Here is a 23073-nt window from a genome sequence, read left to right on the forward strand (position 1 = left end):
ATGCACCCAATGCCACATTGGGGCGCGCGCCAGGTCAGCTGCGGGCGTGCGCGTCCAGGAGGTGCGCCACCGCTTCGGTGACCTGCTGGGCGTAGTCCAGGTTCAGCCACTCGTCGGGCACGTGGATGTTCGAGTCCGCCCCGCACGCGCCGGTGACCAGGAACTGCGCCTCCGGGTACTTCTCGCCGAGCAGGCCCATGAACGGGATCGACCCGCCCATGCCCGCGGCGCGGTGCGGACGGCCGAACACCTCGTCGTCGACCCGGCGCAGCGCGTCGGTGAGCCACGCGGCTTCCTCCGGCGCGTTCCAGCCGTTCTCCGCCTGCTGGTCCTCGGCGATGGTGACCTTCGCGCCGTATGGAACATCCGTGGTCAGCACCCGCTTGATCGCCGCCAGCGCGTCGTCCGCGACCGCTGTGGGCGGCAGGCGGAAGCTCAGCGTGAGGGTGGTGCTCTGCCGCAGCACGTTGCCCGCTTCGGCGGGCAGCGGGAGCCCTTCGCCGCCGATGATCGACAGCGTCGGCCGCCAGTAGTTGTTCAGCAGCAGCTCAAGCGCGTCCTCGGACACCGTCTTTCCGCCGCTCACCAACGGGAACGCGGTGCGCAGCGCGTCCGGGGCCACCTCCGCGACCGCCTCGATCTCGGCGCGGCGGCTGGCCGGCACCTCGACGTTCAGCTCGGACAGCTTGATCTCGCCGGTTTCCGAGTTCTCGATCCGCTCCAGCAACTGCCGCAGCACGCGGAACGAACTCGCGACGACACCGCTGGCCAGGCCGGAGTGCTGCGCGGTGGCGAGCAGCTGGACGTTGACCGTCAGGTGCACCATGCCGCGCAGGCTCGTGGTGAGCCACAACCGCTCGTAGTCCATGCCGCCCGCGTCGAGGCACACGACCAGGCTGACTTCGCCGAGCCGCGCGCTCAGGTGCTCCAGGTAGGCGGGCAGGTCCGGGCTGCCGGATTCCTCGCCGGTTTCCAGCAGCAGCGCGATGCGCGCGTGTTCGCCGCCGGCCGCGTGCACCGCTTCCAGCGCGGCACTGGCCGCGTACCCGGAGTAGCCGTCGTCCACCGAACCGCGGCCGTACAGCCGTCCGTCGCGGATCACCGGCGTCCACGGGTCGAGGCCCTCGGACCAGCCGCCGACCGGGGGCTGCTTGTCCAGGTGGCCGTACATCAGGACGGTGCCCTTGTTCGTCGCGCCCGGGGTGGCCGGCACGTCGACGAACAGCAGCGGGGAACGGCCTTCCAGCTCGACGACCTCGATCCGCGCGCCCGGCAGGTCGCGCCCCTCGAGGTAGGTCTTGACGTGCTGGACGGCGGCGGCGAGATGCCCGGTCGACGCCCAGTCCGCGTCGAACGCCGGGGACAGCGCGGGGATCGCGACCAGACCGGACAGGCTCGGCGTGACGTCGTTGATCCACGTCGAGACCACGGATTCGCGTACGGATTTTTGTTCCACAGCGCCATCTTGCCACGGTGACCGACGTCACCGGCACGAGTGAACGTCTCGAGTGCTCAGTCCGCATAGCCGGGCCGCCGTCGCCCGCGAGGGCAGGTAGGACGCGGGATGGCCGCCCGACCATCGCCTCTCCCATACTCGGGCTTCCAAGCGTTTCCCCTGTTCAGCGAGGTTTTCTCAGCAACAAATCAGCAACTGCCGCTCTCCATCGGAGCAATTCTCGTGCCAGGATGTGGCCACGAACCGTCAACGCCGACGGTGGCCGGGAGCCTCGGACCCGAGGAGCCGGTCCCCGCCGGTGCAGTCGCTGTGGCCGCCACAAGCGGCCGCTCGCGGCGCCGACACCGAGGAGAACAGCTCATGCCGTCCGAACAGTGGACGCACCCGGAACCTGGAGACGGGCCGGCCGCCGTAGCGGCCCAGCCTTCCCCCGAACAGGTGATCGCCGGTTTGCGAGCGACAAGCGAAGGTGGCGCTGAGCTCACTCAGCTGCTCACCCCCGAGGGCCAGCGGGTCCCGTCCGAGCGGTTCGACCGCTACGTCGAGGACGTCGACGACGAAACGCTGAAGAACCTCTACCGCGACATGGTGCTGGTGCGCCGCGCGGACCGCGAGGCCAACGCGATGCAGCGGCAGGGGCAGCTGGGCATCTGGGTGCCGCTGCTCGGCCAGGAAGCCGCGCAGGTCGGGTCCGGCCGCGCGCTGCAGCCGCGGGACATGGCGTTCCCGAGCTACCGCGAGCACGGCGTCGCGTACACCCGCGGCGTCGACATGCGCGACCTGATCGGCATTTTCCGGTGCACTGACCACAGCGGCTGGGACTACCAGGCCCACCGGTTCCACCCGTACACGATCGTCATCGGCAACCAGGTGCTCAACGCGGCCGGTTACGCGATGGGCCAGAAGTTCGAGGGCAAGGTCGGCGACGAGGGTGGCGAGGCCACCATCTGCTACTTCGGTGACGGCGCGACTTCGCAGGGCGACGTCCACGAAGGTTTCGTCTGGGCCGCGGTGTACGACGCGCCGCTGGTCTTCTTCTGCCAGAACAACCAGTGGGCGATTTCCGAGCCGACCGAACGCCAGTCGCGGCTGCCGCTGTACCAGCGCGCCCGCGGTTACGGCTTCCCCGGCATCCGCGTGGACGGCAACGACGTCCTCGCCTGCCTCGCCGTCACCCGGTGGGCGCTGGAGGAATGCCGGCACGGCAACGGTCCGGTGCTGATCGAGGCGTTCACCTACCGGATGGACGCGCACACCACCACCGACGACCCCACCCGCTACCGGCTCTCGGACGAGCTGGAGGAGTGGAAGCTCAAGGACCCGATCGAGCGCGTGCGTGCGTTCCTGGCTCGGAACGGGCACGCCGACCAGGCGTTCTTCGACAGCGTCCAGGCCGAGGCGGACCAGTTCGCCGCGGACCTGCGCGACTACACGTTCAACATGCCCGAGCCGCCGCCGGACCGGGTGTTTTCCCAGGTGTACGCAGAACCCTCGCCGGTGCTGGAAGCGCAGCGCGAGGAGTATCTGTCCTATCTCGACGGTTTCGCCGCGGCAGGTGAGCACTGATGACTGATCTGCAGAAGCTCACGATCGGCAAGGCGCTCAACCTCGGTCTCCGGCGCGCGATGGAGGAGGATCCGAAGGTCCTGATCATGGGGGAGGACGTCGGCAAGCTCGGCGGCGTCTTCCGGATCACCGACGGCCTGCAGAAGGACTTCGGCGAGCAGCGCGTGCTGGACACGCCGCTGGCCGAATCGGGCATTATCGGCACCGCGGTCGGCCTCGCCGTGCGCGGTTTCCGGCCGGTGTGCGAGATCCAGTTCGAAGGCTTCATCTTCCCCGGCTTCGACCAGATCTCCTCGCAGCTGGCGAAACTGCACTACCGCACGCAGGGCAAGGTCAAGATGCCCGTCGTGATCCGGGTGCCGTTCGGCGGCGGGATCGGCGCGGTGGAGCACCACTCGGAATCGCCGGAATCGCTGTTCTCGCACATCGCCGGCCTCAAGGTGGTGTCGATTTCGAACGCGGTGGACGCTTACTGGGGCATCCAGGAGGCCATCCGTTCGGACGACCCGATCCTCTTCTTCGAGCCCAAGAAGCTGTACCACTCGGGTGCGTTGAAGATGGAGGTCGACACCTCGACGGCGCCGTCGAAGGTGTTCGCGTCGCAGGTGGTGCGCGCGGGCACGGACGCCACGGTGGTCGCGTACGGCCCGTCGGTGAAGGTGGCGCTCGAAGCCGCTACGGCCGCCGAGTCCGAGGGCAAGTCGCTGGAGGTCATCGACCTGCGCACGCTCTCGCCGCTCGACCTCGGACCGGTGTTCGAATCGGTCCGCAAGACCGGACGGCTCATCGCGGTCAGCGAAGCGCCGTCGGAATCCTCGCTGACCTCGGAGATCGCGGCCCGGGTCCAGCAGGAATGCTTCTACTCCCTTGAGTCCCCCGTCCTGCGCGTGACCGGATTCGACACGCCGTACCCGCCTGCGAAGCTCGAGGAGCATTACCTCCCCGACCTCGACCGGGTCCTGCACGCTGTCGACCGTTCGCTCGCCTGGTAAGGGGGTTCCCGCAGAAATGCCTGAGTACAAACAGTTCCCCTTGTCGGACACGGCGGAGGGGCTCACCGAGGCCGACATCCTGGCCTGGCGCGTGAAGCCGGGCGACACGGTCACGGTCAACCAGATCGTGGTCGAGGTCGAGACCGCGAAGGCCGCCGTCGAATTGCCGATCCCGTGGGCCGGTGTGGTCACCGAGCTGCACGTGGAGCCGGGGCAGACGGTGGAGGTCGGGACGCCGATCCTGACCATGGACGTGGATCCGGACGGGAAAGCCGCTCCTGCTCCCGCGGCCGCTTCCGCCGAGCCCGCCGCTCCGGCCGAGGAGGAGATGAAGCCGCTGGTCGGCTACGGCTCCAAGGCGGCCGGGACTACCCGGCGGGCGCGCAAGCACCCCAATGTGGCATTGGGTGCCTCAGATGCACCGAACGCCACATTGGGTGCGTCACATGCACCCAATGCCACATTGGGGCGATCCCCGGCCCCCGTGGCACCGGCAGGATCGGCGGCATCGCGTGGCGGTTACGTCCCGCTGGCCAAACCGCCGGTCCGCAAGCTGGCCAAGGACCTCGGCGTCGACCTGCACTCGCTCACCGGCAGCGCGGACGGCGGCGTGATCACCCGCGACGACGTCCACCGGGCCGCCAACGGTTCCGCCGCGCCCGCAGTGTCCACTGTGGATTCCGGCTACGACCCGGCGACCCGCGAGCGGCGCGTGCCGATCAAGGGGGTCCGCAAGGCGACCGCGGCCGCGATGGTGCAGAGCGCGTACACCGCTCCGCACGTCACGGAGTTCCTCACCATCGACGTCACGCCGATGATGGAACTGCGCGAGAAGCTCAAGAAGTCGCGCGAGTTCAGCGGCGTCAAGCTCACTCCGCTGGCGTTCGCGGCGAAGGCGGTGTGCCTCGCGGCGAAGCGCACGCCGGACGTCAACGCGGTGTGGGACGACGCGGCGCAGGAGATCGTCTACAAGGACTACGTGCACCTCGGCATCGCGGCGGCGACCCCGCGCGGTCTCGTGGTGCCGAAGATCCGGGACGCGGATTCCTTGTCGCTCAAGGAACTCGCGGTCGCGCTCACCGAGCTGACCGACGTCGCGCGCGAGGGCAAGACGACGCCGGCGGCGATGCTGGGCGGCACGTTCACCATCACCAACGTCGGCGTGTTCGGCGTCGACACCGGCACGCCCATCATCAACCCGGGCGAGTCGGCGATCCTGGCGGTCGGGGCGATCCGCGACACCCCGTGGGTGGTCGACGGCGAGATCAAGGTGCGCAAGGTGATGCAGTTGTCGCTGAGCTTCGACCACCGGGTGGTCGACGGGCAGCAGGGGTCGGAGTTCCTCGCCGACGTCGGTGCGCTGCTCGCCGATCCGGCGGTCGCGATCACGTACTGAGCCGAGGGGGCCGTGTGCGCACGGCCCCTTCGTTTTAATCCGTTGACGGAGTGAGCACTCACTCCGTACCGTGGAGCGCATGGAGACAAGAAAAAGAGCGCCCGGGATGGCGCCGGACGACCGGCGGCGGATGATCGTCCGCGCGGTGCTTCCGCTGGTCGTCGAGCACGGCCGCGGGGTCACGACCGCGCAGATCGCCCGCGCCGCCGGGATCGGCGAGGGCACCATCTTCCGGGTTTTCCAGGACAAGGACGAACTGTTCGACGCGTGTGTGGAAGCCGCGCTCGATCCGGCGGAGGCACTGGAGATGATCGGGGAGATCCCGGCCGAGCTGCCGCTGGAGAAGCGGCTGGCGGAGGCCGCCGAGGCGATGAACGCGCACCTCCAGCGCATGGGCGCGGTGATGGCCGCGACGATGAAGGGACGGCCGCGCGCGGCGGCGGAGGCGGCGCGCAACCGCAAGTCGGTCACCGGGGACAGCCGCCGCGAGTCGCTCGAAGCGATGCAGCGCGCGGTGCGGGAGCTGTTCGTCCCGGACGCCGCCCGGCTGCGGCTGCCGGTCGACAAGGCCGCTTCGCTGTTCCTGGCGCTGCTGTTCACGCAATCCCGCCAGATGCCCGGTTCCCCGACTACTGACGAGGTCATCGACGTCTTCCTGCACGGTTCGGTGCTGGCGTGATCCCCGGCGGTGGGGGCGGGATCGAGATGGCCCTCGGCCGCCGCGGTCGCCGCAGGATGGCGCAATCCGTGCCGGACAGCGGACTCACCGGGCCGGTCGACATCCCGGAACCGGAGCAGCCGGAACAACCGAAAGGCGTGCGGGCGCGCCTTTCGCGGATGCGTACCTCGGTGGCGGGCACCGTCCGCGGCCTGCCGAAGGTCGCGAAGCTGACCTGGCAGGCCAGCCCGACGCTGACGATCGTGCTCGCGGTGATCACGCTGGCCTCCGGCCTGCTGCCGACGGTCACCGCGTATATCGCGAAAATCCTGCTCGATTCGGTGGTCGCGGCGATCCAGCACCGCGGGTCGACCACGGACATCGTGCGCATCACGCTGTTCCAGTTCGGCGTGCTGGCGGCGACCGCGATCAGCAGCTCGCTCACCACGATCGCGCAATCCCTGCTGCAGGAACGGATGACGCTCACCATCCGGCACCAGGTCATGCGGCACGCGAGCGATCTGCACCTGGCGTACTTCGAAGGTTCGACCTCGTACGACATGCTCCGCCAGGCCGCGCAGGAAGCGCCGACGCGTCCATTGTCGATGATGACCTCGGCGCTCGGCCTGATCCGGACGCTGATCACCTTCGCCAGCATGATCGCGTTGCTGGTGTCGATCAGCCCGCTGCTCGCGATGGTCGCTTTGCTGGCCCCGATCCCGGCGTTCATCTCGCAGTCGAAGTACGGTTCGCGGGCGTTCTGGCTCACGTTCATGATGTCGCCGATCAAACGGCGGATGGACTATCTGTCCTCTTTGGTCACAACGGACACGTATGCCAAGGAGACCAAGCTGTTCGGCCTCGGCCCGTACTTCGTGGACCGGTTCCGGAAGCTCGGCGTGGTGGCTTACGAACGGCAGCGGAAGCTGACGGTGAAACGGAATGTCAGCTCGACGTCGTGGGGACTGCTCAGCACGCTGGTCGGCTCGGCGATCGCGTTGTACATCGCGCTGGAAGCGGTCGGCGGACGGCTCACGCTGGGCGATCTGGCGCTGTACACGGCCGCCGCGACGTCCGTGCAAAGTTCGGTGACCGGGTTGTTCACCGCGTTTTCCGGGATGTACGAGAACAATCTCTACCTGGACACGCTGTACAAATTCCTCGACACCAAACCGGAAATCACCGCACCGGCGAAACCGCGCCCGCTTCCGTCCACTGTGGATGGACACATCCAGTTCGAGTCGGTGAGCTTCAGTTACCCGGGCGCGGACGAACCGGCGCTGCACGGGGTGAGTTTCGAGATCCGTCCCGGCGAAACGGTCGCCGTGGTGGGCCGCAACGGCGCGGGCAAATCGACGCTGTTCAAACTGCTGTGCCGGCTCTACGACCCGACCGCGGGCCGGATCCTGCTGGACGGCGTCGACATCCGCGAGTACGACCCGGCGGAACTGCGCACCAAGATCAGCGCGATGTTCCAGGATTACGTGACGTACCAGGGAACCGCGGCGGAGAACATCGGCCTCGGCGACCTGAACCGGCTCACCGACCGCGAGCACATCGAGGACTCCGCCCGCCGCGCCGGAGCCGACGAGCGCATCGCCCGGCTGCCGACCGGGTACGACAGCCCGCTGGGCCGGTGGTTCGACCAGGGCGTGTCGCTGTCCGGCGGGGAATGGCAGAAAATCGCGCTGGCCAGGGCTTTCCAGCGCGAGGCCCCGATCCTGATCCTGGACGAGCCGACGTCGGCACTGGACGCGCAGGCCGAGCACGACCTGTTCGACCGGCTGCACACGTTGTCTCGCGGACGGACGACGCTGTACATCTCGCACCGGTTCTCGACGGTCCGCCAAGCCGAGCGCATTCTGCTGCTGGACCACGGGAAGGTCGCGGAATACGGCACGCACGAAGCGCTGATGGCGGCCGATGCCGGGTACGCGGAATTGTTCACGCTGCAAGCGGAGGCGTACTTGAAGTGACTATCTTGGGGTGATCAGCCGAGGGGGTTTCGTGCTCATCACCACTCAAGACCTGGGGGTCACCGCGGGCGAGACGGCGCTGTTCAGCGGTCTCGACCTGGCCGTCGACGCCGGCGAATGCCTGGTCGTCCGCGGTGCCAACGGAGCGGGCAAATCGACGTTGCTGCGGTGTCTTTACGGGAATCAGGCGCCGACGTCCGGTTCCGTGTCCGTCTGCGGCGGGCCGCCGGACGAGCGGTCCGCCGCTTTCCGCCGCCGGGTTTCCGTGCTTTTCGACGATTCGGCGCTCTTCGACGAACTCACCCCGCGCCAGCATCTCGATCTGCTGCGCAATTCCTTCGGCGGCGAACTGGCCGAAGGCCCGCTCCCGGCTCCCGATGTGCCCGCGGCGGAACTCTCCGCCGGACAACGCCGTCGGCTCCTGCTGCACGCCGCGGTCGCGCGTCCGCACGAGGTACTGCTGCTGGACGAACCGGAACGCGCCCTGGACGCCGAGGGCCGGGCCTGGCTGTCCACCCTGGTCACCACCAGTACGCAGCGCGGCGCGGCGGTCGTGGTGGCGAGCCATCACCCGCCGCTCGCGGACGAGGTCGCGGATTACGTGGTGGACCTGTGAAACGCCCGGACCTGGTCCTGGCGCTGGTCATCGCGGTCGGCCTGCTGGGATCGCCCTTCTACAACACCGAACTAGTGCGCAGCCAGCTGATCGGCGGTGCTCCGGTGGGCGCGCTCGGCAGCGTGCTCGTGCTGTGCACCGGCCTCGCCCTTGCCTGGCGGGCGACGCTGCGCCGCGGGTACGTCTGGGCCCATCCGGCCACGCTGACCTGGGACGATTTCGACGACCAGCGCCCCGCCGTGCTCACCCGGCGGCTCGTACTGGACTGGGCCGCCCGGTTCGCCGTGGCGGCTTATTTCTTCGCGGTGTCCGGGATGCTCATCGGCTTTCCCAGCTCGCTGGTCGGTCCGGTCGCGCTTTTCGTGGTCGTCGCCGCACTGGCCTTGGTGCTGGGCCGCCGACGTTCGTTTCCCGGCGAATCCCTTCTCCCGCTCACCCTCGCGCTGCCGCTGGTCATTCCACTGTGGACCTACGTGGTCGCCGCCGGTCTCGCCGCGATCGCCTTGCTCCGGTCCTCTCCCTTGCCGCACACGGCTTCTCGAGACACCTTGATCCGGCACTACACCGAGCGCATGGTGCGCCGGACATCCGCCGCCTTCCTGGACGTCTGGGCGCTTCTCCCGGCGGGCCGCCCAGTTCCGTGGCGGAATGCGCTCGCGAGCCGGTTCGTCGTCACCCGATACGTCCTCACCGGAGTCCTCGCCCGGCGCTCCGCACTCGGCCTGCCGGTCTTCTTGGCACTCGCCGTCGTCGCGACCCACGCGACCTTCCCGGCCGTCACATCGGTCTGGCTGATCGGCATCGGCGGCTACCTGGGTTTATTGCCGTTCACCGCCCCGATCGCGCAGTTGCACCGGGTACCCGGGCTGCGGCGCTGGCTGGCCGCGTCCGACCTGCACCTGCATGCCGTGACCTGCGCTTTTCTCTGCGTCCTCGCCCTGCTCTGGACCGCCGTCGTCCTGCTGCTCGGCATCCCAGCGTCGATGGGCGCGCTCGCGGCGGCCCTGATCGCGGCGCTGTCCGCCGTGCGCTCGGTGACCCGCGGGCCGCTGGACTTCAGCTCGATGGGAATGGTGCTGTACGAGGGAGTCCTGATCCCTGCCGGCCTGGTACGGCAGCTGGTCCGGGGGCCGGAGCTCCTCGTGCTGGGATTAATTGCCGCGAGCTTCCTCCCGGTCTGGCCCTAGGCTCCCCGCTCATGGGGCGACGCATCATGGTCACCGGATGCTCCGGGGCCGGAAAATCCACGCTGGCCAGGCAGATCGGCGCGGCGTTGGACATTCCGGTCACCCATCTGGACCGGTTGTACTGGCGACCGGGCTGGGTCCCGGCCCCGCCGACGGAGTTCCGCGCGGCGGTCGCCGAAGCCGCCAGCACGGACAGCTGGGTGATCGACGGCAACTACAGCAAGACCTTCGACCTGCGCCTGCCGTTCGCCGACACCGTCGTGCTGCTGGACGCGTCCCGCTACACCTGCCTGTTCCGCGCCGTGCGACGGCAGCTGCGCGAATGGGGCCAAGAAACGCAGGCCGCCGGATGCGAGTCGAAGATCGACGCCGAGCTGGTCCAGTGGATCTGGAAGTGGCCGACCCGGCGCCCGCTGATGCTGCAGCGGATCGCCGAGGGAGCCCCGACCGCGCGGCAGGTGTTGCTGCGCTCGCCGCGCGAGGTGTCGGCGTTCCTGCAGACCCTCTGACCTGCGCAAATCCAAACACTGCCGAAGAAGTGTTTGGCATACATCGTAGAGATGCCGCTGAACTCAGACTTCTTTTAGCAACCCTTCGACCCCGTAGCGGGTGTCCTGCCAGCTCTTCCGGACACACCGATCGAGGAGCTTCACGTCAAGTTCCTTGCCGAGCGCGGCGGCGAGGACGTGCGCAGCCAGCCGAGGAGGGATTGCGTTGCCAACTTGCTGTGCAATGGCTCGTCCGGACCAGGGGTAGTCGCGAGGAAACGTCTGCAGTCTGCCTGCCTCGTGATCCGTGAAGCGATCTGGCTTGCCAACGGGCCGATCACGCAGTCGGTTACGAGAGATCTTGCCGGTGACAGTGAAGGAGGGTTCGTTCCAAGTTCGTTCTCCTCGCAGCTTCGGATCTCCGCCGGTCCCATAATTGGATACCACAGTGAATCCGGCCGGCCAGCCGAGCGCTTCGCGCATGGTCCTCCACTGGCGCAGGTGCCGGTCGCCCTCCTTACGGGACTGTCCTTTGCGATACCTCCGATGGGTCGGTCTCGGCAGCTCCGCATCAGTACCGAGACGGGCGACAAGTATCGCGCGGCGACGAGTCTGCGGAACGCCGAACTCCTCAGTATGGAGGATTCCGTGCGCAACGCCGTACCCACGCGCCTCAAGGACCTGTCCGAACGCCTTCCATACCGGCAGTACCGCGGGCACCTGTTCGAGAACGATCGCTTCGTAAGGGACGCCTCGATCCGCAGCGTCTACCGCCCATCGCAGAGGCTCGACGACCAGTCCAGTCCGTTCGTCCTTAACCTGGGAAAAGTCCGGATCCTTGCCGCAGGCAACATCGTCGACGAAGGACAACACCTGGTCGAGAGCTTTCCGCCCTTCTCCCCGCCCCGCTACGGTGTAAGTTTGGCAGGGCGGGCCTCCAGCCAAGATTCGAGCATCCGGGTAGTCGAGCGGCTTGGAAGAGCGCACATCACCTTGCTTGGTCCGCAACCCAGCTGCTTCGCGAGTGGTACACGCATCGGCATCCCACTCGATCCCGACCGTTGACAGGCCGAGCCAGTGAGAAGCCACGTCGAGACCGCCTGGACCAGCGAACAGATCCACCATCTCGACCTGCTCAGACGAAGATGAGAGTGGTTGTCCGTCGGTCATGAGACCGGAGTGTATAAGGCAGGTCCGACATAAACGCGTACTGGCCAAGTCCGACACGGACTACTAGGCGCTTCTCATGGACACGACCTGGCGTGACATATTCGTGACCATACGGCGTAACACTCTAGGCTGCCTGAGCGACGTGAACGATCACGGAACGCGGCGAGGCGCGAGAAAAAGACTCCAGTAGACGATCGTTCGGCGCGAAAACCTGACGAGCATGCGCTTCACGTCCTACGGTGGATCGCGTCGACGAAGATCGTCCGTCGACACGCCAGGACAGGCAGATGGGGGATCGGTGACCGACAAGTCCCACCACCAGCAGCACCAGCACGCGGGCCCCACGGCGGCGGTGAGGAGCGCGCAGAAGTGGTGACCAGGCCGGAAGCGTGGGGACCCGACCCGACCTTGGTCAACGAGGTCAGGAGTCGACTCGCGACTGCAATTTCCGTGTACACGGCAAATCCCGACCTCATCTCGGAGCATGCCAATCACGAGGAATCGATCCGAGTCGGAGGCTACTCGGACAGAACGTTGCTCGAACTCGTCCAGAACGCTGCCGACGCCCTCTCCGGCGTCGCGAACCCGGAGCGGACCGCTGGCAGGGTCGAGATAGTCCTCGATACAGAATCACAAACCCTCTACTGCGCCAACACAGGGCGACCGTTCTCGAAAAACGGGCTCGTCACGATCATGCACGCGCACCTCAGCGACAAGCGCGGCGACGAAATCGGTCGCTTTGGTCTAGGCTTCAAGTCCGTGCTCGCGGTGTCTGATGCGCCGCAAGTCTTCAGCCGGTCCGTTTCCTTCGAGTTCAACTCGCCGCAAGCACGGTCCGCGATCTCGAGTGTCGCCGCAACCGCTAAGCGCTACCCGATCCTCCGCACGGCAACCGCCCTCGACCCGTTGGCAGCTTTCGAATCCGACCCGATACTCGCTGGGATGGCGGAGTGGGCGACCACGATCGTCAAGCTGCCCCGGGCGAGAGGACTCGCAAGACTACGCAGTGATATCGAGCGATTCCCTTCGGAGTTCCTGCTGTTTGTCGGGACCGTGCGGGAGATTACGCTGCGTGTGCTGGGTACAGACTCTTTCGAAACCACGCACGTATCACGTGATCTCGGCGACGGTATCCTTAAGATCGAGCGTCCAGATGGCAGTGGCGATGAGTGGATCGTCCAGAATCGGATGCACACACCAACCGCCGAGGCGCGCCGACAGGTCGGCGAAGCCGTCTCACGAGAACAAGTCAAGGTCACCGTCGCTGTTCCGCGACGACAAGCTAGACAACGAATCGGACAGTTCTGGTCATACTTTCCCCTCCAGGATCAAACCTCCGCATCCGCCCTGTTCAACGCCCCGTGGAGTGTTAACGACGACCGGACAACGCTGCTCAGGAACGACTACAACCGAGAGATGGTCAGGACGCTCTCCGGGATGTTCGTCAGCTTGCTCCCACTTGTGAGCACAGCCGAAGACCCTGCTGCGCACCTCGATTACATGCCCGCGCGAGGAAGAGAGCCACTGTCGTTCGGTGATGAACTCCTGTGCGCACATGTCCCGCGTATGTCGGCGAAGGTTCCCTTGGTACCTGATGCCACCGGGACACTGAAGCCCTCGGCCAGCCTTCGGCCCCTGGACCTGGGCATTGTCGGCATCAAGGAAAGCGATCACCTTGCGTGGGCCGATTCCCCGAACACTGCCGACGACGTCCCGCATTGGCGCTGTTACGCGTCAACGCAGCGGGCCATGCGCCTGCGTCAGCTGCTCACCGCAGCAGCGTCTCCGGATCTTCTTGACAGCGACCGGGACGCCAAGCGAGCCCTTGACTCCATACCGAAACGCGGGCTGCTCTCCTGGCTCCGAGAATGGGCCGAAGGCGATGACGTCGCGTCCGCGGCCGACGCGATCAAGTTCGTGCTCCTACACCGGAACCTTCCCGACGTCGACCAGGCCAGAGTCGTGCCGACCACCGACGGCATGCGGGCACTGCGCGACAAGAACATCGTTTTCCTCCACCAGGAGGATGGCGTCGAGATCGAGCGTGCGGTGTTCGTCGATCCCGAACTACTGGCCAGGTCGGGTGTCGAGAGCGCACTTCGAGAGTTCGGGTTCCGTGATCTCGACCCGCTCGCCATCCTCAACGCGCGCTTGGCCAAACTCACGGCCGATCCAAACACTGAGCAACTCACGAAGCTCTGGGAGGCCATCCTCGACGTCCCTGTGACCGTCGCGGCCAAAACCCTGGCCAACCATCGAGCAGTCGTCAAAGTACCGACACAAGATGGCAACTGGGCATGGCCTACACAGGTCTTCGACTTAGACGAACCGTTAGGTGACAACCTGGCAACCAGGCTGCTGGACCATCAGCGATGCATGCCAGTCGTGGCTCACCAAATCGGGGTGGTGCATAGGCCGGTTGGCAAATACGCCCTAGAAGACGAGCCACTTCTCGATCGGTACCGCGAATGGGTGCTGACCACGATCAACTCGCGCCGAGGTCCCGGCGAACGGCCTGTAGAACGGATCGAACTGTATCCAGGCGACGGGCCCGGCCCTTTCTCTGTGCTGTTCTTCCTGAAAGATGCCAAAGCGTCCGATCGAATCCGAGCTGCCTGGACTGCCAAGCTGCTGCAGGAATCTGACGGTGAATGGATCTGCGAGGACCTAGACACGGGGGCCTCCCAACCGGTGATGTCGCCAGTACGCTGGGCGGCCGATCGCGCTGGCTTGTTGGAATCCAACCGAGGGTTTCGCCCGCCCGGCGAGCTCGTTGCTCCGTCCATGCTTAAGTATCGGAACCTCCTTCCCATCTTTCAAGGGCCCCGCCAGGTCGCGGACGCGCTGGAGATGCCCGACGAGCTAAGTTCGGTACCACCTTCGGTGCTCAAGGAAGCCCTTGAAGCTCAAATTTTCCCGTCGTCGCTGGACGATACCGCGCTTGCCGAGTTCATTACCGCCGCACGCCGTATCGCTTACCCCGACAGCCGACCAGAGACAATCCCCGCCAGGGTTCAGCGGGCGATCGAGGCACGCTCGCCCGCTTCAGTTTATCTCGCCACCACAGACGAGCAAGAAGAGTTCCTATCGTCGCGCCAGCGTCCTTACTTGCGAGTCACAGAGGAGCAGGAAGGCGAATTCACAACCTTGATGGGGTGTCGTCGGTTCGAAGAGAGCTTCGCGTTCTCCGTAGTGATCGACGGAGAACAGAAGAGCGAGCGGGTTGTTGACCTCTTCAGCGGGCTTCGCGCACCGCACATCCCGAATATTGTAACGAGCGCCACCGTCACGCGAGCACTCCAAATCGTCAAGCGCGTGACCACCGAAGACGGTGTCGAGGACCAATCGCTCGAGTGGCATCTTGACGGGTCGAGACTGACGGTCAGCGGCGACGCAGACGAGCGTCGGTTGCTGAACATAGTGAATGAAGCCTTCAACCTGCGCCTTACCAACGCAGAGCTCGATGACGTACTACAAGCAGGCATCGACCACCGTCTTGAGAGGCTTCGGCAAGAAGCCAAGGCTGCTTCCACCGACGCGGAGCGACTCGATATCTACTTCGGCCCGGATGACCTACGCGAGGCGCTACCAAAGGGTCTCTGGCACGCACTCGCGTCTCAAGGGCTCGTCGATGACTCGACCTCCGCAGGCGAGCTCATCCTCACCGTGTATGGCTCAGATGCGATCAGCCAACTTGCCGATCAGTTCCAGAATGACGGTTTCACGGACGTTCCAAGATCGTGGGCAGGTGGTGCGGCCACTATCTCTTGGTTGCGAAAGATGGGTTTCGGAGCCAAGTACGCTGGCCGCCACACCGAGCGCCAAGAGGGCGAATTCATCGTCCCAGGGGCCGTAAAGCTCAGCCCCCTCCACGACTTCCAGGAGAAGATCAGCCAGCAACTCAAGGACGTCCTGACGCTCCGCGAAGCGAACGGACATCATCTCAAGGCGATGGTCGAACTGCCGACCGGCGCGGGCAAAACCCGCGTAGCAGCTGAAACTGTCCTCCGGCTCTTCATCGACGGCGGAATGCGCGGCCCGGTCCTGTGGATAGCGCAATCGCAGGAACTGTGCGAACAGGCTGTTCAAACGTGGAGCACGGTGTGGCGGGGACTTGGGGACGACCGCCCGCTCACAGTCTGTCGCTTGTGGGACACGAACAACGTTCACGAACCAGACACTGATTTCTCCGTCATCGTCGCAACTGACGCCAAATTGGATGTCATTCTGGAAAGTCCGGAATACATGTGGCTGAAGGAGGCTACGGCGGTCATCATCGACGAGGGACACCGAGCTGGAGGCTCGGAGCGCTATACCCGCATCTTGAACTGGCTCGGCGTCGCGGGACGAAGCTGGGAACGTCCGCTAGTCGGTCTGTCCGCAACACCTTTCAAAGGAACTTCCGAAGCGGCGACAGCCGCACTCTCCAGTCGATTCGGCGATCGAAAGATCAATATATTCGACACCGTTAGTGCATATCGCGCACTTACCGAACGCCGGGTCTTGGCGCAAGTCGAGCATGAAGTTCTCCCTGGCATCGAGTTCGTACTTGCGCCGGATGAAATTGCCGAAGCAGAGGAAAAGCGCAGGATTCCGTCGCGGGTGATGGGTCGAATTGGGGCCGACCAGGCTCGGATGTCAATTCTAGTTGAGCATATCCTCAGCCTGGATAAGAGCTGGCCCGTACTGGTCTTCACCCCTGACGTTCTTTCCGCCCAGGTACTTGCGGCAACATTGCGGTACCGAGCCGTGGCGGCGAAAGCGGTAAGCGGGCAAACCAGCCGACAAGAGCGTCGGGACATCATCGAGCAGTTTAAAAGGAACGAGATCCGCGTTCTGACGAATTGCGATCTACTCGCCCAAGGATTCGATGCTCCCGGTGTCCGAGCGCTTTACATCGCACGGCCCACATTCAGTCCCAATGCCTACATTCAGATGGCCGGCCGCGGCCTTCGCGGACCCGAAAACGGCGGCAAAGAAAAGTGTTTGATCGTGGACATCGCCGACAATTTCGGAGCTTTTACCGATTGGCTCGGATATCGTGAATACGAACCCCTTTGGCAGGAGCCACGTTCATGATCCTCGTACCAAGCCTATCCGACATCGAGAAGAATGCCACCAGCGATGCAGAGCGACGAATCGCACGTCTGCTCCGAGAAGTCAACGACGATCTGGACGCCGTCGCTTTTCATTCGGTCAAATTGCGCACTCACGCCTACAAGCAACAAGCCGAGGCCGACTTCGTTGTATTGTGGAAGAAGACTGCAATCGTAATCGAAGCCAAGGGCGGCGGAATCAAAAAGCACGACGGGGTCTGGTACAGCATCGATAGGCGCGGCGACTGGCACAAACTCGCCACCTCGCCGATGGAGCAAGCGCAGTCCGCGATGTACGCACTACGGAGCATCCTCCGGCAAGACGGGGTTGGCTGGTTCGCGCAAGAAGCTGCCGTAATCACACCTGACATCGAAACTCCACCCCGATCAGTTGAATGGCAACCGACTCATTGGCTGGGGCGCGAAGATATGAGTATCGCCGCCTTGACCACGGCTCTCAATAAAATTTCGGAGAACACCAAGGAACCCCCATCCGACCGGAAGATCGCGAAAATCGAAGAACTTCGGACTCGCCTTTTCGGTCAATTCACCCGCATGCCGGTTATCGACGCTCAACGCGGCGCGATTATCGAAGAGCAGAATCGCGCGACGGCGGGACAAGCGCGAGTTATCGCGTCGCTGGCACGAAACCCGCGAATACTGGTCCACGGCGGCGCCGGTACCGGTAAGTCACTAGTTCTTGCGGAAGCAGCCAAGCAGGAATCGGACCAAGGAAAGTCCGTATTAATCACGTTCCGCTCGCCCGCCCTTCGGAACTTCTTCGCGCCTCACGTCACCGGCCATGAGATCGATGTCTCCCCGTTCGAGGATCTGGTTCCAGGAAAGTCCTACGATGTCGTGTTCGTTGACGAAGCGCAGGACCTGATGACTCCTGGCTGCATGGACACGTTCGACCAGGTAATCACCGGTGGGCGCGGAGCTGGGCGATGGCGAATGTTCCTCGACATGAATAATCAGGCACACGTCGACGGGCAGTTCGACCGAGATGTCCTTGAACTCGTCGCCGCAGAGGCCCTTCCTGTTGATCTGAGCCTTAACGTACGCAACACACAGGCGATCGTGCATACAGTACAGGAGTATCTCGGGGCAGACGTAGGAGATCCAGGAATTGTCCATGGAGCGAAAGTCCGCTGGCGAACGACTGACTCTGCTTCCGATATGGCTGAGGCCGAATCGGTAGCTGCGGATTTGGTCGCATCCGGGGCGCATGCGGACAATATCTGGATCATTCGTGCCAGCTCAACCGCGGCCCAAAATATAACTGATTCAGGCATTACCGTAACCAGCCCCCGATACGCTAAAGGACTTGAGGCAGAGCACGTAATCGTCTGCGAGCTCCCCAAGTCGTTCGACGACGTCGGAACTGCGGCTTTCTACGTCGCCGTGACCCGGGCGCGGGTTTCACTGGACATTGTCCTTTCTCGAGCAGATAAGCGACGCGTCCAACAGCTGGTCCGACGGCAACTGGAGAAGAAATGACTCTCACCAGGGCCCAGGAGATCGCACTGCGCCACCTCCGTCGGGCCTACGTCGGGCCCGATAGTGGTGATCACGAGGTCGTTTTCAATCTCCCCGATCGCCAGTATGCGGTCGGGATTCTATTCCCTGCAGCAACATCTGCGTCTAGCGAGAACTCTGTCGAAGAAGAGCACATCGATGCGGAAGTCGCCACAGGCGAAGTGGAAGAGATGGGTGCCGGAGTACCGCTGGCCGAAGACTGGCGTCCTTCTTCTGTTGCGATTTCGTTCGTCACCGACCGACCAAGTGTTTCATGCGACTTCTCCGCAGCGACCTACAAACCTGTCGAAGACGATGGTCCTCCGCGCTGGCGACGTGCGCCGTTCCGAACGACCGGACTCGAACTTGTGCGGGACCGTGCTCCGCACGTTCTTACAGTGGGAGAGGTCCTGCTCGAAGTAGGGTCGCGGTGGCGTTCCTACGGTGACGGTCATCTCGTGACAGTGCATGCTCGAGTGTCGACCACGGCGACCGAAGACGACCGACACAACATCGCCCATACGCTTTTCCAGGTGGCGCTCAGCGCCAGCCCTGCACCGGACGGCCAGATCCTGGAATACGCCCGGTCCAATGCTTTCGACTCGGATCCTGAGGCAGCAGAGCTGCGACTCCGGTATCGAGAGCAAAAGGTCTACGCGGTCGGCCATGGAATGGCAGCCAGCTGGGATCTCGTCAACGGAACCTGCAAACGAGTCTTCATTGACCCGGTGCCCTCTCACGTCGTTCCGTCGATCGAGACGACCGCCTTCGACGCCGGCACTGTCGAGTCCGAGGCTCTCCGCCTCGACATTCTGTCTCTGATCGACAGCGAACCGGATCGCGTCACCTCGGTTCTCGACGCGTTCGTCGACGCATTCTCCCGCTGGGTCTCGGACCAGGTCGACAGCATCGACCAGTTTGGCGTCGATGCGCCAGTAGCAGAGCGCATCACCGATCGTGCCCGGCACGCGCTGCATCGGATGAAAGACGGTGTCGACCTCCTCCGTGCGCCCGACCAGGCCGCGCTGAGGACCGCGTTCGCCCTGGGCATGGCCGCGATGCGGCTGCAATTTCACCAGTCCGAGGTCAAAAAGGGTATCGATCCGGATGCCATCAAGCCACCACAATGGCGACCCTTCCAACTTGGTTTTCTCCTGGTGTCGTTGGCATCGACGGTCAATGAGCAGCATGATGACCGAGAGCTTGTTGACCTGATCTGGTTTCCGACTGGAGGAGGGAAGACCGAGGCTTATCTCGGTCTCGCGGCCGTGGAGATCTTTCGGCGCCGCATCACTCACGGCATATCAGGCGCGGGAACTGCCGTGTTCACGCGGTACACCCTCCGCCTGCTGACCTCGCAGCAATTTCAGCGGGCGGCATCCCTCGTCTGCGCTATGGAGTTGCTCCGGAACCAAGATCGTCGCGCGCGGGGAATGGCTCCATTCTCCATCGGTTTATGGGTAGGAAATGAAGTAACTCCGCGCACGAGGAGAGACGCCAGAGCAGCGCTGAAGCGTCTCCACCAGGCTGGCCACCCAGCAGAAGCTAACCAATTCCAAATAGAGAGCTGTCCATGGTGCGGCACTGCACTTCTTCCTTCTGACTGGTCAGCCAACCAGAGCTGCTATGGTTTCCTCAGGGCTGGCAATGATGTAATCATTCATTGCACCTGTCAGGATTGTCCTTTTTACACCGAACTACCGATCACGGTCGTCGATGAGGTTCTGTACGAGAACCCACCCACGATTCTTCTGGCTACGGTGGACAAGTTCGCCCGATTGCAGTTCTTGCCAGATGCCGGCAAGCTGCTCGGGATTGGTACTCCGTTTCGCCAACCGTCGTTGATCATCCAGGACGAGCTCCATCTGCTGTCCGGTCCGCTCGGGACGACGGTCGCCGTCTTCGACGCCGTCATACAGGTACTTCTGAAGCTAAGCGGCCCCCCGCCCAAGATTGTGGCTTCTACTGCGACTATCCGAGCCTCGGGTGAGCAGGTCCAAGGCCTATATGGACGAACGGTCGCACTGTACCCGCCAGCAGGCCTGAACGGTGATCGAACGTTCTTCTCCCGACCCGTGAGCAGCGGTGAAGGCCGTCTGTACGTCGGACTGATGCCGCAGTCAATCTCCCAAGTGTCAGCAGTCGTAGCTGCGACTGCGCCCTTGATCGAGGTGCCGGCGGCGCTCGCCGAAGGCGGAAATGTCAGCACAACCGGGGACTCGTATTGGACGTTGGTGATGTATCACAACAGCCTCCGCGAGCTAGGTCGAACTGGAACACTGGTAGTCGACGACGTTAACGGTCGGCTGGAACCGCGATCAGATCGACTTGGTTTGCCTCTTCGACCGGTCCGTGCCGAACGGATTCTGGAACTCACAAGTCGCCGAGGGCCGGATGAACTGCCCAACGACCTCCGTGAGCTGAGCCTGAGCATTGACGAATCGAGTGAGGCGATCGACATCGTCCTATCCTCGAACATGCTGTCAGTTGGTATTGACATACCTCGTCTGGCCCTGATGTTGATGGTGGGTCAGCCCAAGACGACTGCTGAATACATTCAAGCTACCAGCCGGGTCGGTCGCGGCCGGAACAACGGGATCGTGACCACCTTGTTCCGGTCCAACCGCGCACGTGATCGCTCGCATTTCGAGAGTTTTCGGTCCTACCACGAGGCGCTCTACCGCAACGTCGAGCCAACGAGCGTGACGCCGTGGTCCCTGTCGTCCCGTGCTCGCTCACTGGCTGGTGGCCTGGTCGCGTTGCTGCGACACTCACTACCCCAACTCGCGCCAAATGATGCTGCGGCGAGATTGGATCTCGACGACGATAGGTTGCGGACCAATGTCGAGAAGCTTATAGCACAATTCCTTGACTTAGTAGGGTGTGCCGACAATATCGAACTAGATGAAACTACAGCAGAGACGTGGCGCCTCCTGAGGGATTGGGATCACCGCGCGAAGTCCGCTCGAGATAGCGGAACTATCCTGGTTTACGACCGTCTGAACACGGACGATAATTCCCTTCTCAAAAGATTCGGCGAGAAAGGCGAGGGATGGCTCGTGGCTGATTCAATGAGGTCTGTCGAGCCGAACGTTGCTGTCCACGTACGCGAACCGCAAGAAGGTGGCACCAGTGGAACGAATCGTCCATGAACTCCGGCTTTCCGAAACGATCACACCATTCGGCGTGGGGGCGATCGTCGATGTCCTAGGTGAATCACTGATTGCGCCCGACACTTCATGGTGGAACCGAAAGTACACTCCGGAGATCAGCTGCGACCGGCTCTTGAGTCGGCTTGGCCCAGGCGTTCTTCGTCAACCGCCCGCCCATGCCGGGCGCGCAGCCCGGGAAACCGCATACCTTCTCTACTGGCGTTTTCCCGCCTGGCGATTCTGTGAGCAGTGCACAAAACTTTCTCAGATCACAAACCGAAACAAAGGTCGCTGGGTCAACAGGTGCGAGTGCGGTGGGAAGCTCGTTCCAATGCGCTATGTCGCCACATGTGCGAAGGGCAGCCATATCCAGGATATACCCTGGTTTAAATGGGCCCACCGCGGCCATAGTACAGATGTCACAGACAGCGTGCGATTCTGTCGCGCCTATACAGAGCTGAGGTTCACGCGATCTTCACGACATGGTGAAGGTTTGGCCTCTCTGAACATTCATTGCACCGGATGCAAACGGACTCGCCCGCTTTCCGAATTGGTTGGCTCGGAATCACTCCACCGCGACGGAATCCGCTGCAACGGAACTCAGCCTTGGCAGGATCCAACACGTGAAACCGCTTGCGAACATAAATTGACGGCCGTTCAACGAGGCGCGACCGGTAACTATATTTCCGAGCAACACTCTGCACTTGACATACCCGAGGAAGTTCCAAGATCTGCCGAACTAGCCAACAAAATTCGTAGTCACGTCTACTTCGAAAAGGTAGTCGCCGATAATGGCGGCCCCCAGGCTGAGATGGTGGCCGGGTGGATTGCCGAAGAGGTCGGGACCACCGCTACCGAAGTACTTGCTATGGCAAGTGGCGGCAATCAGGTCGAAGACGACACAGTTCTGGACTTGAAGGACGGCGAGTGGGCCGCATTTCTCAAGAAACTTGAGCACGGGCGCGATGACAGTGGTGGCAACTTTGTCGTCGACGGCTGGTCGATCTCCGACGAGTCCACCTGGCCGCGCGCATTAACTCGCGCATTGACCAGTTTTGGACAGGTACGCCGCGTGCGGGAAGTGCGGGCACTCAAAGGTTTTCGGAGGCACGATGGCGACGCCGACCTCATCAAAGCAGACCTCGGCCCAGACGGTAACCGCAGGCCAATATATCCAGCAATCGAAATGTTTGGCGAGGGAATATTCATTCGTTTCAACGAGGAGACCCTTTCCGAGTGGGAAAGAACTCCTGAAGTTGTCGGGCGCGCCGCAATACTAGAAGATCGACGCGCCTCCATCCAATGGGCCAGTCGGTTGCCCAAACCTGAGCCACGGTTCGTCGCGCTGCACACTGTCGCGCACTTCCTCATTCGACGCCTCGCCTTCGCGAGCGGCTACTCTTCGGCATCCCTGCAGGAGCGTGTCTACGCACATTCTGATCGCCCCGACCGCACTGCGGGAATCTTGATCTATACAGCAGCGGGAGATGCCCAGGGGACGCTAGGCGGACTCGTCCGTCTCGGCCATCCTGACAAGCTTCTCCCCCTGCTGATGGCTGCGCTCGGGGATGCTGACGTCTGCTCAAACGATCCAGTTTGCATCGAGAGCGACCGTCAAGGCTCTTCTGCACTGAATCTCTCGGCTTGCCATGGCTGCGCACTCATCAGCGAGACCTCATGCGAAACTGGCAACCGACTCCTAGATCGTCAGCTGGTTCTGGGAGGGGGGTCTGTGCCCGGCCTCTTCGACCGTTTGTTGGAGGAAGTTCGCGCGTAGGCATCCTCGAGGAGGGTCCCCGCGC

General features: G+C 63.6%; 14 protein-coding genes. 12 read left to right on the forward strand and 2 right to left on the reverse strand.

The window, feature by feature from the left end:
- Nucleotides 1–34: 34 nt before the first annotated feature.
- Nucleotides 35–1456, reverse strand: a complete 1422-nt coding sequence (locus PUT80_RS22250) for a M20/M25/M40 family metallo-hydrolase (protein WP_238603755.1) — start codon at nt 1454–1456, stop codon at nt 35–37.
- Nucleotides 1457–1816: 360 nt separating this feature from the next.
- Between PUT80_RS22250 and pdhA the strand changes: the two genes are divergently transcribed.
- The 8 genes from pdhA to PUT80_RS22290 all read left to right on the forward strand — a co-directional run bounded on the left by pdhA (nt 1817) and on the right by PUT80_RS22290 (nt 10356).
- On the forward strand, nt 1817–3022 hold the full coding sequence (pdhA, locus tag PUT80_RS22255; RefSeq protein ID WP_037808983.1) for a pyruvate dehydrogenase (acetyl-transferring) E1 component subunit alpha: 1206 nt from the start codon (nt 1817–1819) through the stop codon (nt 3020–3022).
- Complete coding sequence (locus PUT80_RS22260; RefSeq protein ID WP_037808984.1) at nt 3022–4014, forward strand: alpha-ketoacid dehydrogenase subunit beta; 993 nt, start codon at nt 3022–3024, stop codon at nt 4012–4014. Before pdhA ends, PUT80_RS22260 begins: the two co-directional genes overlap by 1 nt.
- 16 nt (nt 4015–4030) lie before the next feature.
- Entirely contained in the window at nt 4031–5410 is a 1380-nt protein-coding gene (locus PUT80_RS22265; protein ID WP_134727728.1) for a dihydrolipoamide acetyltransferase family protein, read from the forward strand.
- 106 nt (nt 5411–5516) lie between these two features.
- Nucleotides 5517–6089: a TetR/AcrR family transcriptional regulator gene (locus PUT80_RS22270; protein WP_275293359.1), complete on the forward strand. Its 573-nt coding sequence runs from the start codon at nt 5517–5519 to the stop codon at nt 6087–6089.
- A 20-nt stretch (nt 6090–6109) separates the two neighbouring features.
- The gene (locus PUT80_RS22275; RefSeq protein ID WP_343076895.1) at nt 6110–8044 is read left to right on the forward strand and encodes an ABC transporter ATP-binding protein; all 1935 of its coding nucleotides are present in this window, start codon (nt 6110–6112) and stop codon (nt 8042–8044) included.
- Nucleotides 8045–8075: 31 nt separating this feature from the next.
- Nucleotides 8076–8660 (forward strand): ATP-binding cassette domain-containing protein, encoded by a 585-nt coding sequence (locus PUT80_RS22280; RefSeq protein ID WP_275293315.1) that lies wholly within the window; start codon nt 8076–8078, stop codon nt 8658–8660.
- A complete protein-coding gene (locus PUT80_RS22285; protein ID WP_275293316.1) occupies nt 8657–9847 on the forward strand; it encodes a hypothetical protein in 1191 nt (396 codons plus the stop codon). Before PUT80_RS22280 ends, PUT80_RS22285 begins: the two co-directional genes overlap by 4 nt.
- Before the next feature lie 11 nt (nt 9848–9858).
- Nucleotides 9859–10356: a DNA topology modulation protein FlaR gene (locus tag PUT80_RS22290; protein ID WP_275293317.1), complete on the forward strand. Its 498-nt coding sequence runs from the start codon at nt 9859–9861 to the stop codon at nt 10354–10356.
- A 63-nt stretch (nt 10357–10419) separates the two neighbouring features.
- Here PUT80_RS22290 and PUT80_RS22295 read toward each other — a convergent pair whose 3' ends face one another.
- Nucleotides 10420–11505 (reverse strand): DNA cytosine methyltransferase, encoded by a 1086-nt coding sequence (locus tag PUT80_RS22295; protein ID WP_275293318.1) that lies wholly within the window; start codon nt 11503–11505, stop codon nt 10420–10422.
- Nucleotides 11506–11877: 372 nt separating this feature from the next.
- Here PUT80_RS22295 and PUT80_RS22300 point away from each other — a divergent pair, with 372 nt between their 5' ends.
- The 4 genes from PUT80_RS22300 to PUT80_RS22315 are packed head-to-tail and all read left to right on the forward strand — an operon-like array spanning nt 11878 to nt 23048.
- Nucleotides 11878–16584, forward strand: a complete 4707-nt coding sequence (locus tag PUT80_RS22300; RefSeq protein ID WP_275293319.1) for a DEAD/DEAH box helicase family protein — start codon at nt 11878–11880, stop codon at nt 16582–16584.
- Complete coding sequence (locus PUT80_RS22305; RefSeq protein WP_275293320.1) at nt 16581–18101, forward strand: NERD domain-containing protein/DEAD/DEAH box helicase; 1521 nt, start codon at nt 16581–16583, stop codon at nt 18099–18101. Before PUT80_RS22300 ends, PUT80_RS22305 begins: the two co-directional genes overlap by 4 nt.
- A complete protein-coding gene (locus tag PUT80_RS22310; protein WP_275293321.1) occupies nt 18098–21271 on the forward strand; it encodes a helicase-related protein in 3174 nt (1057 codons plus the stop codon). The genes PUT80_RS22305 and PUT80_RS22310 overlap by 4 nt, the downstream gene beginning before the upstream one ends.
- The gene (locus tag PUT80_RS22315; protein WP_275293322.1) at nt 21252–23048 is read left to right on the forward strand and encodes a DUF1998 domain-containing protein; all 1797 of its coding nucleotides are present in this window, start codon (nt 21252–21254) and stop codon (nt 23046–23048) included. The genes PUT80_RS22310 and PUT80_RS22315 overlap by 20 nt, the downstream gene beginning before the upstream one ends.
- The last annotated feature ends 25 nt before the right edge of the window (nt 23049–23073 follow it).

This window comes from Amycolatopsis sp. La24, from assembly GCF_029087445.1.
In the GTDB taxonomy this organism is placed as follows: Bacteria; Actinomycetota; Actinomycetes; order Mycobacteriales; family Pseudonocardiaceae; genus Amycolatopsis; species Amycolatopsis nivea.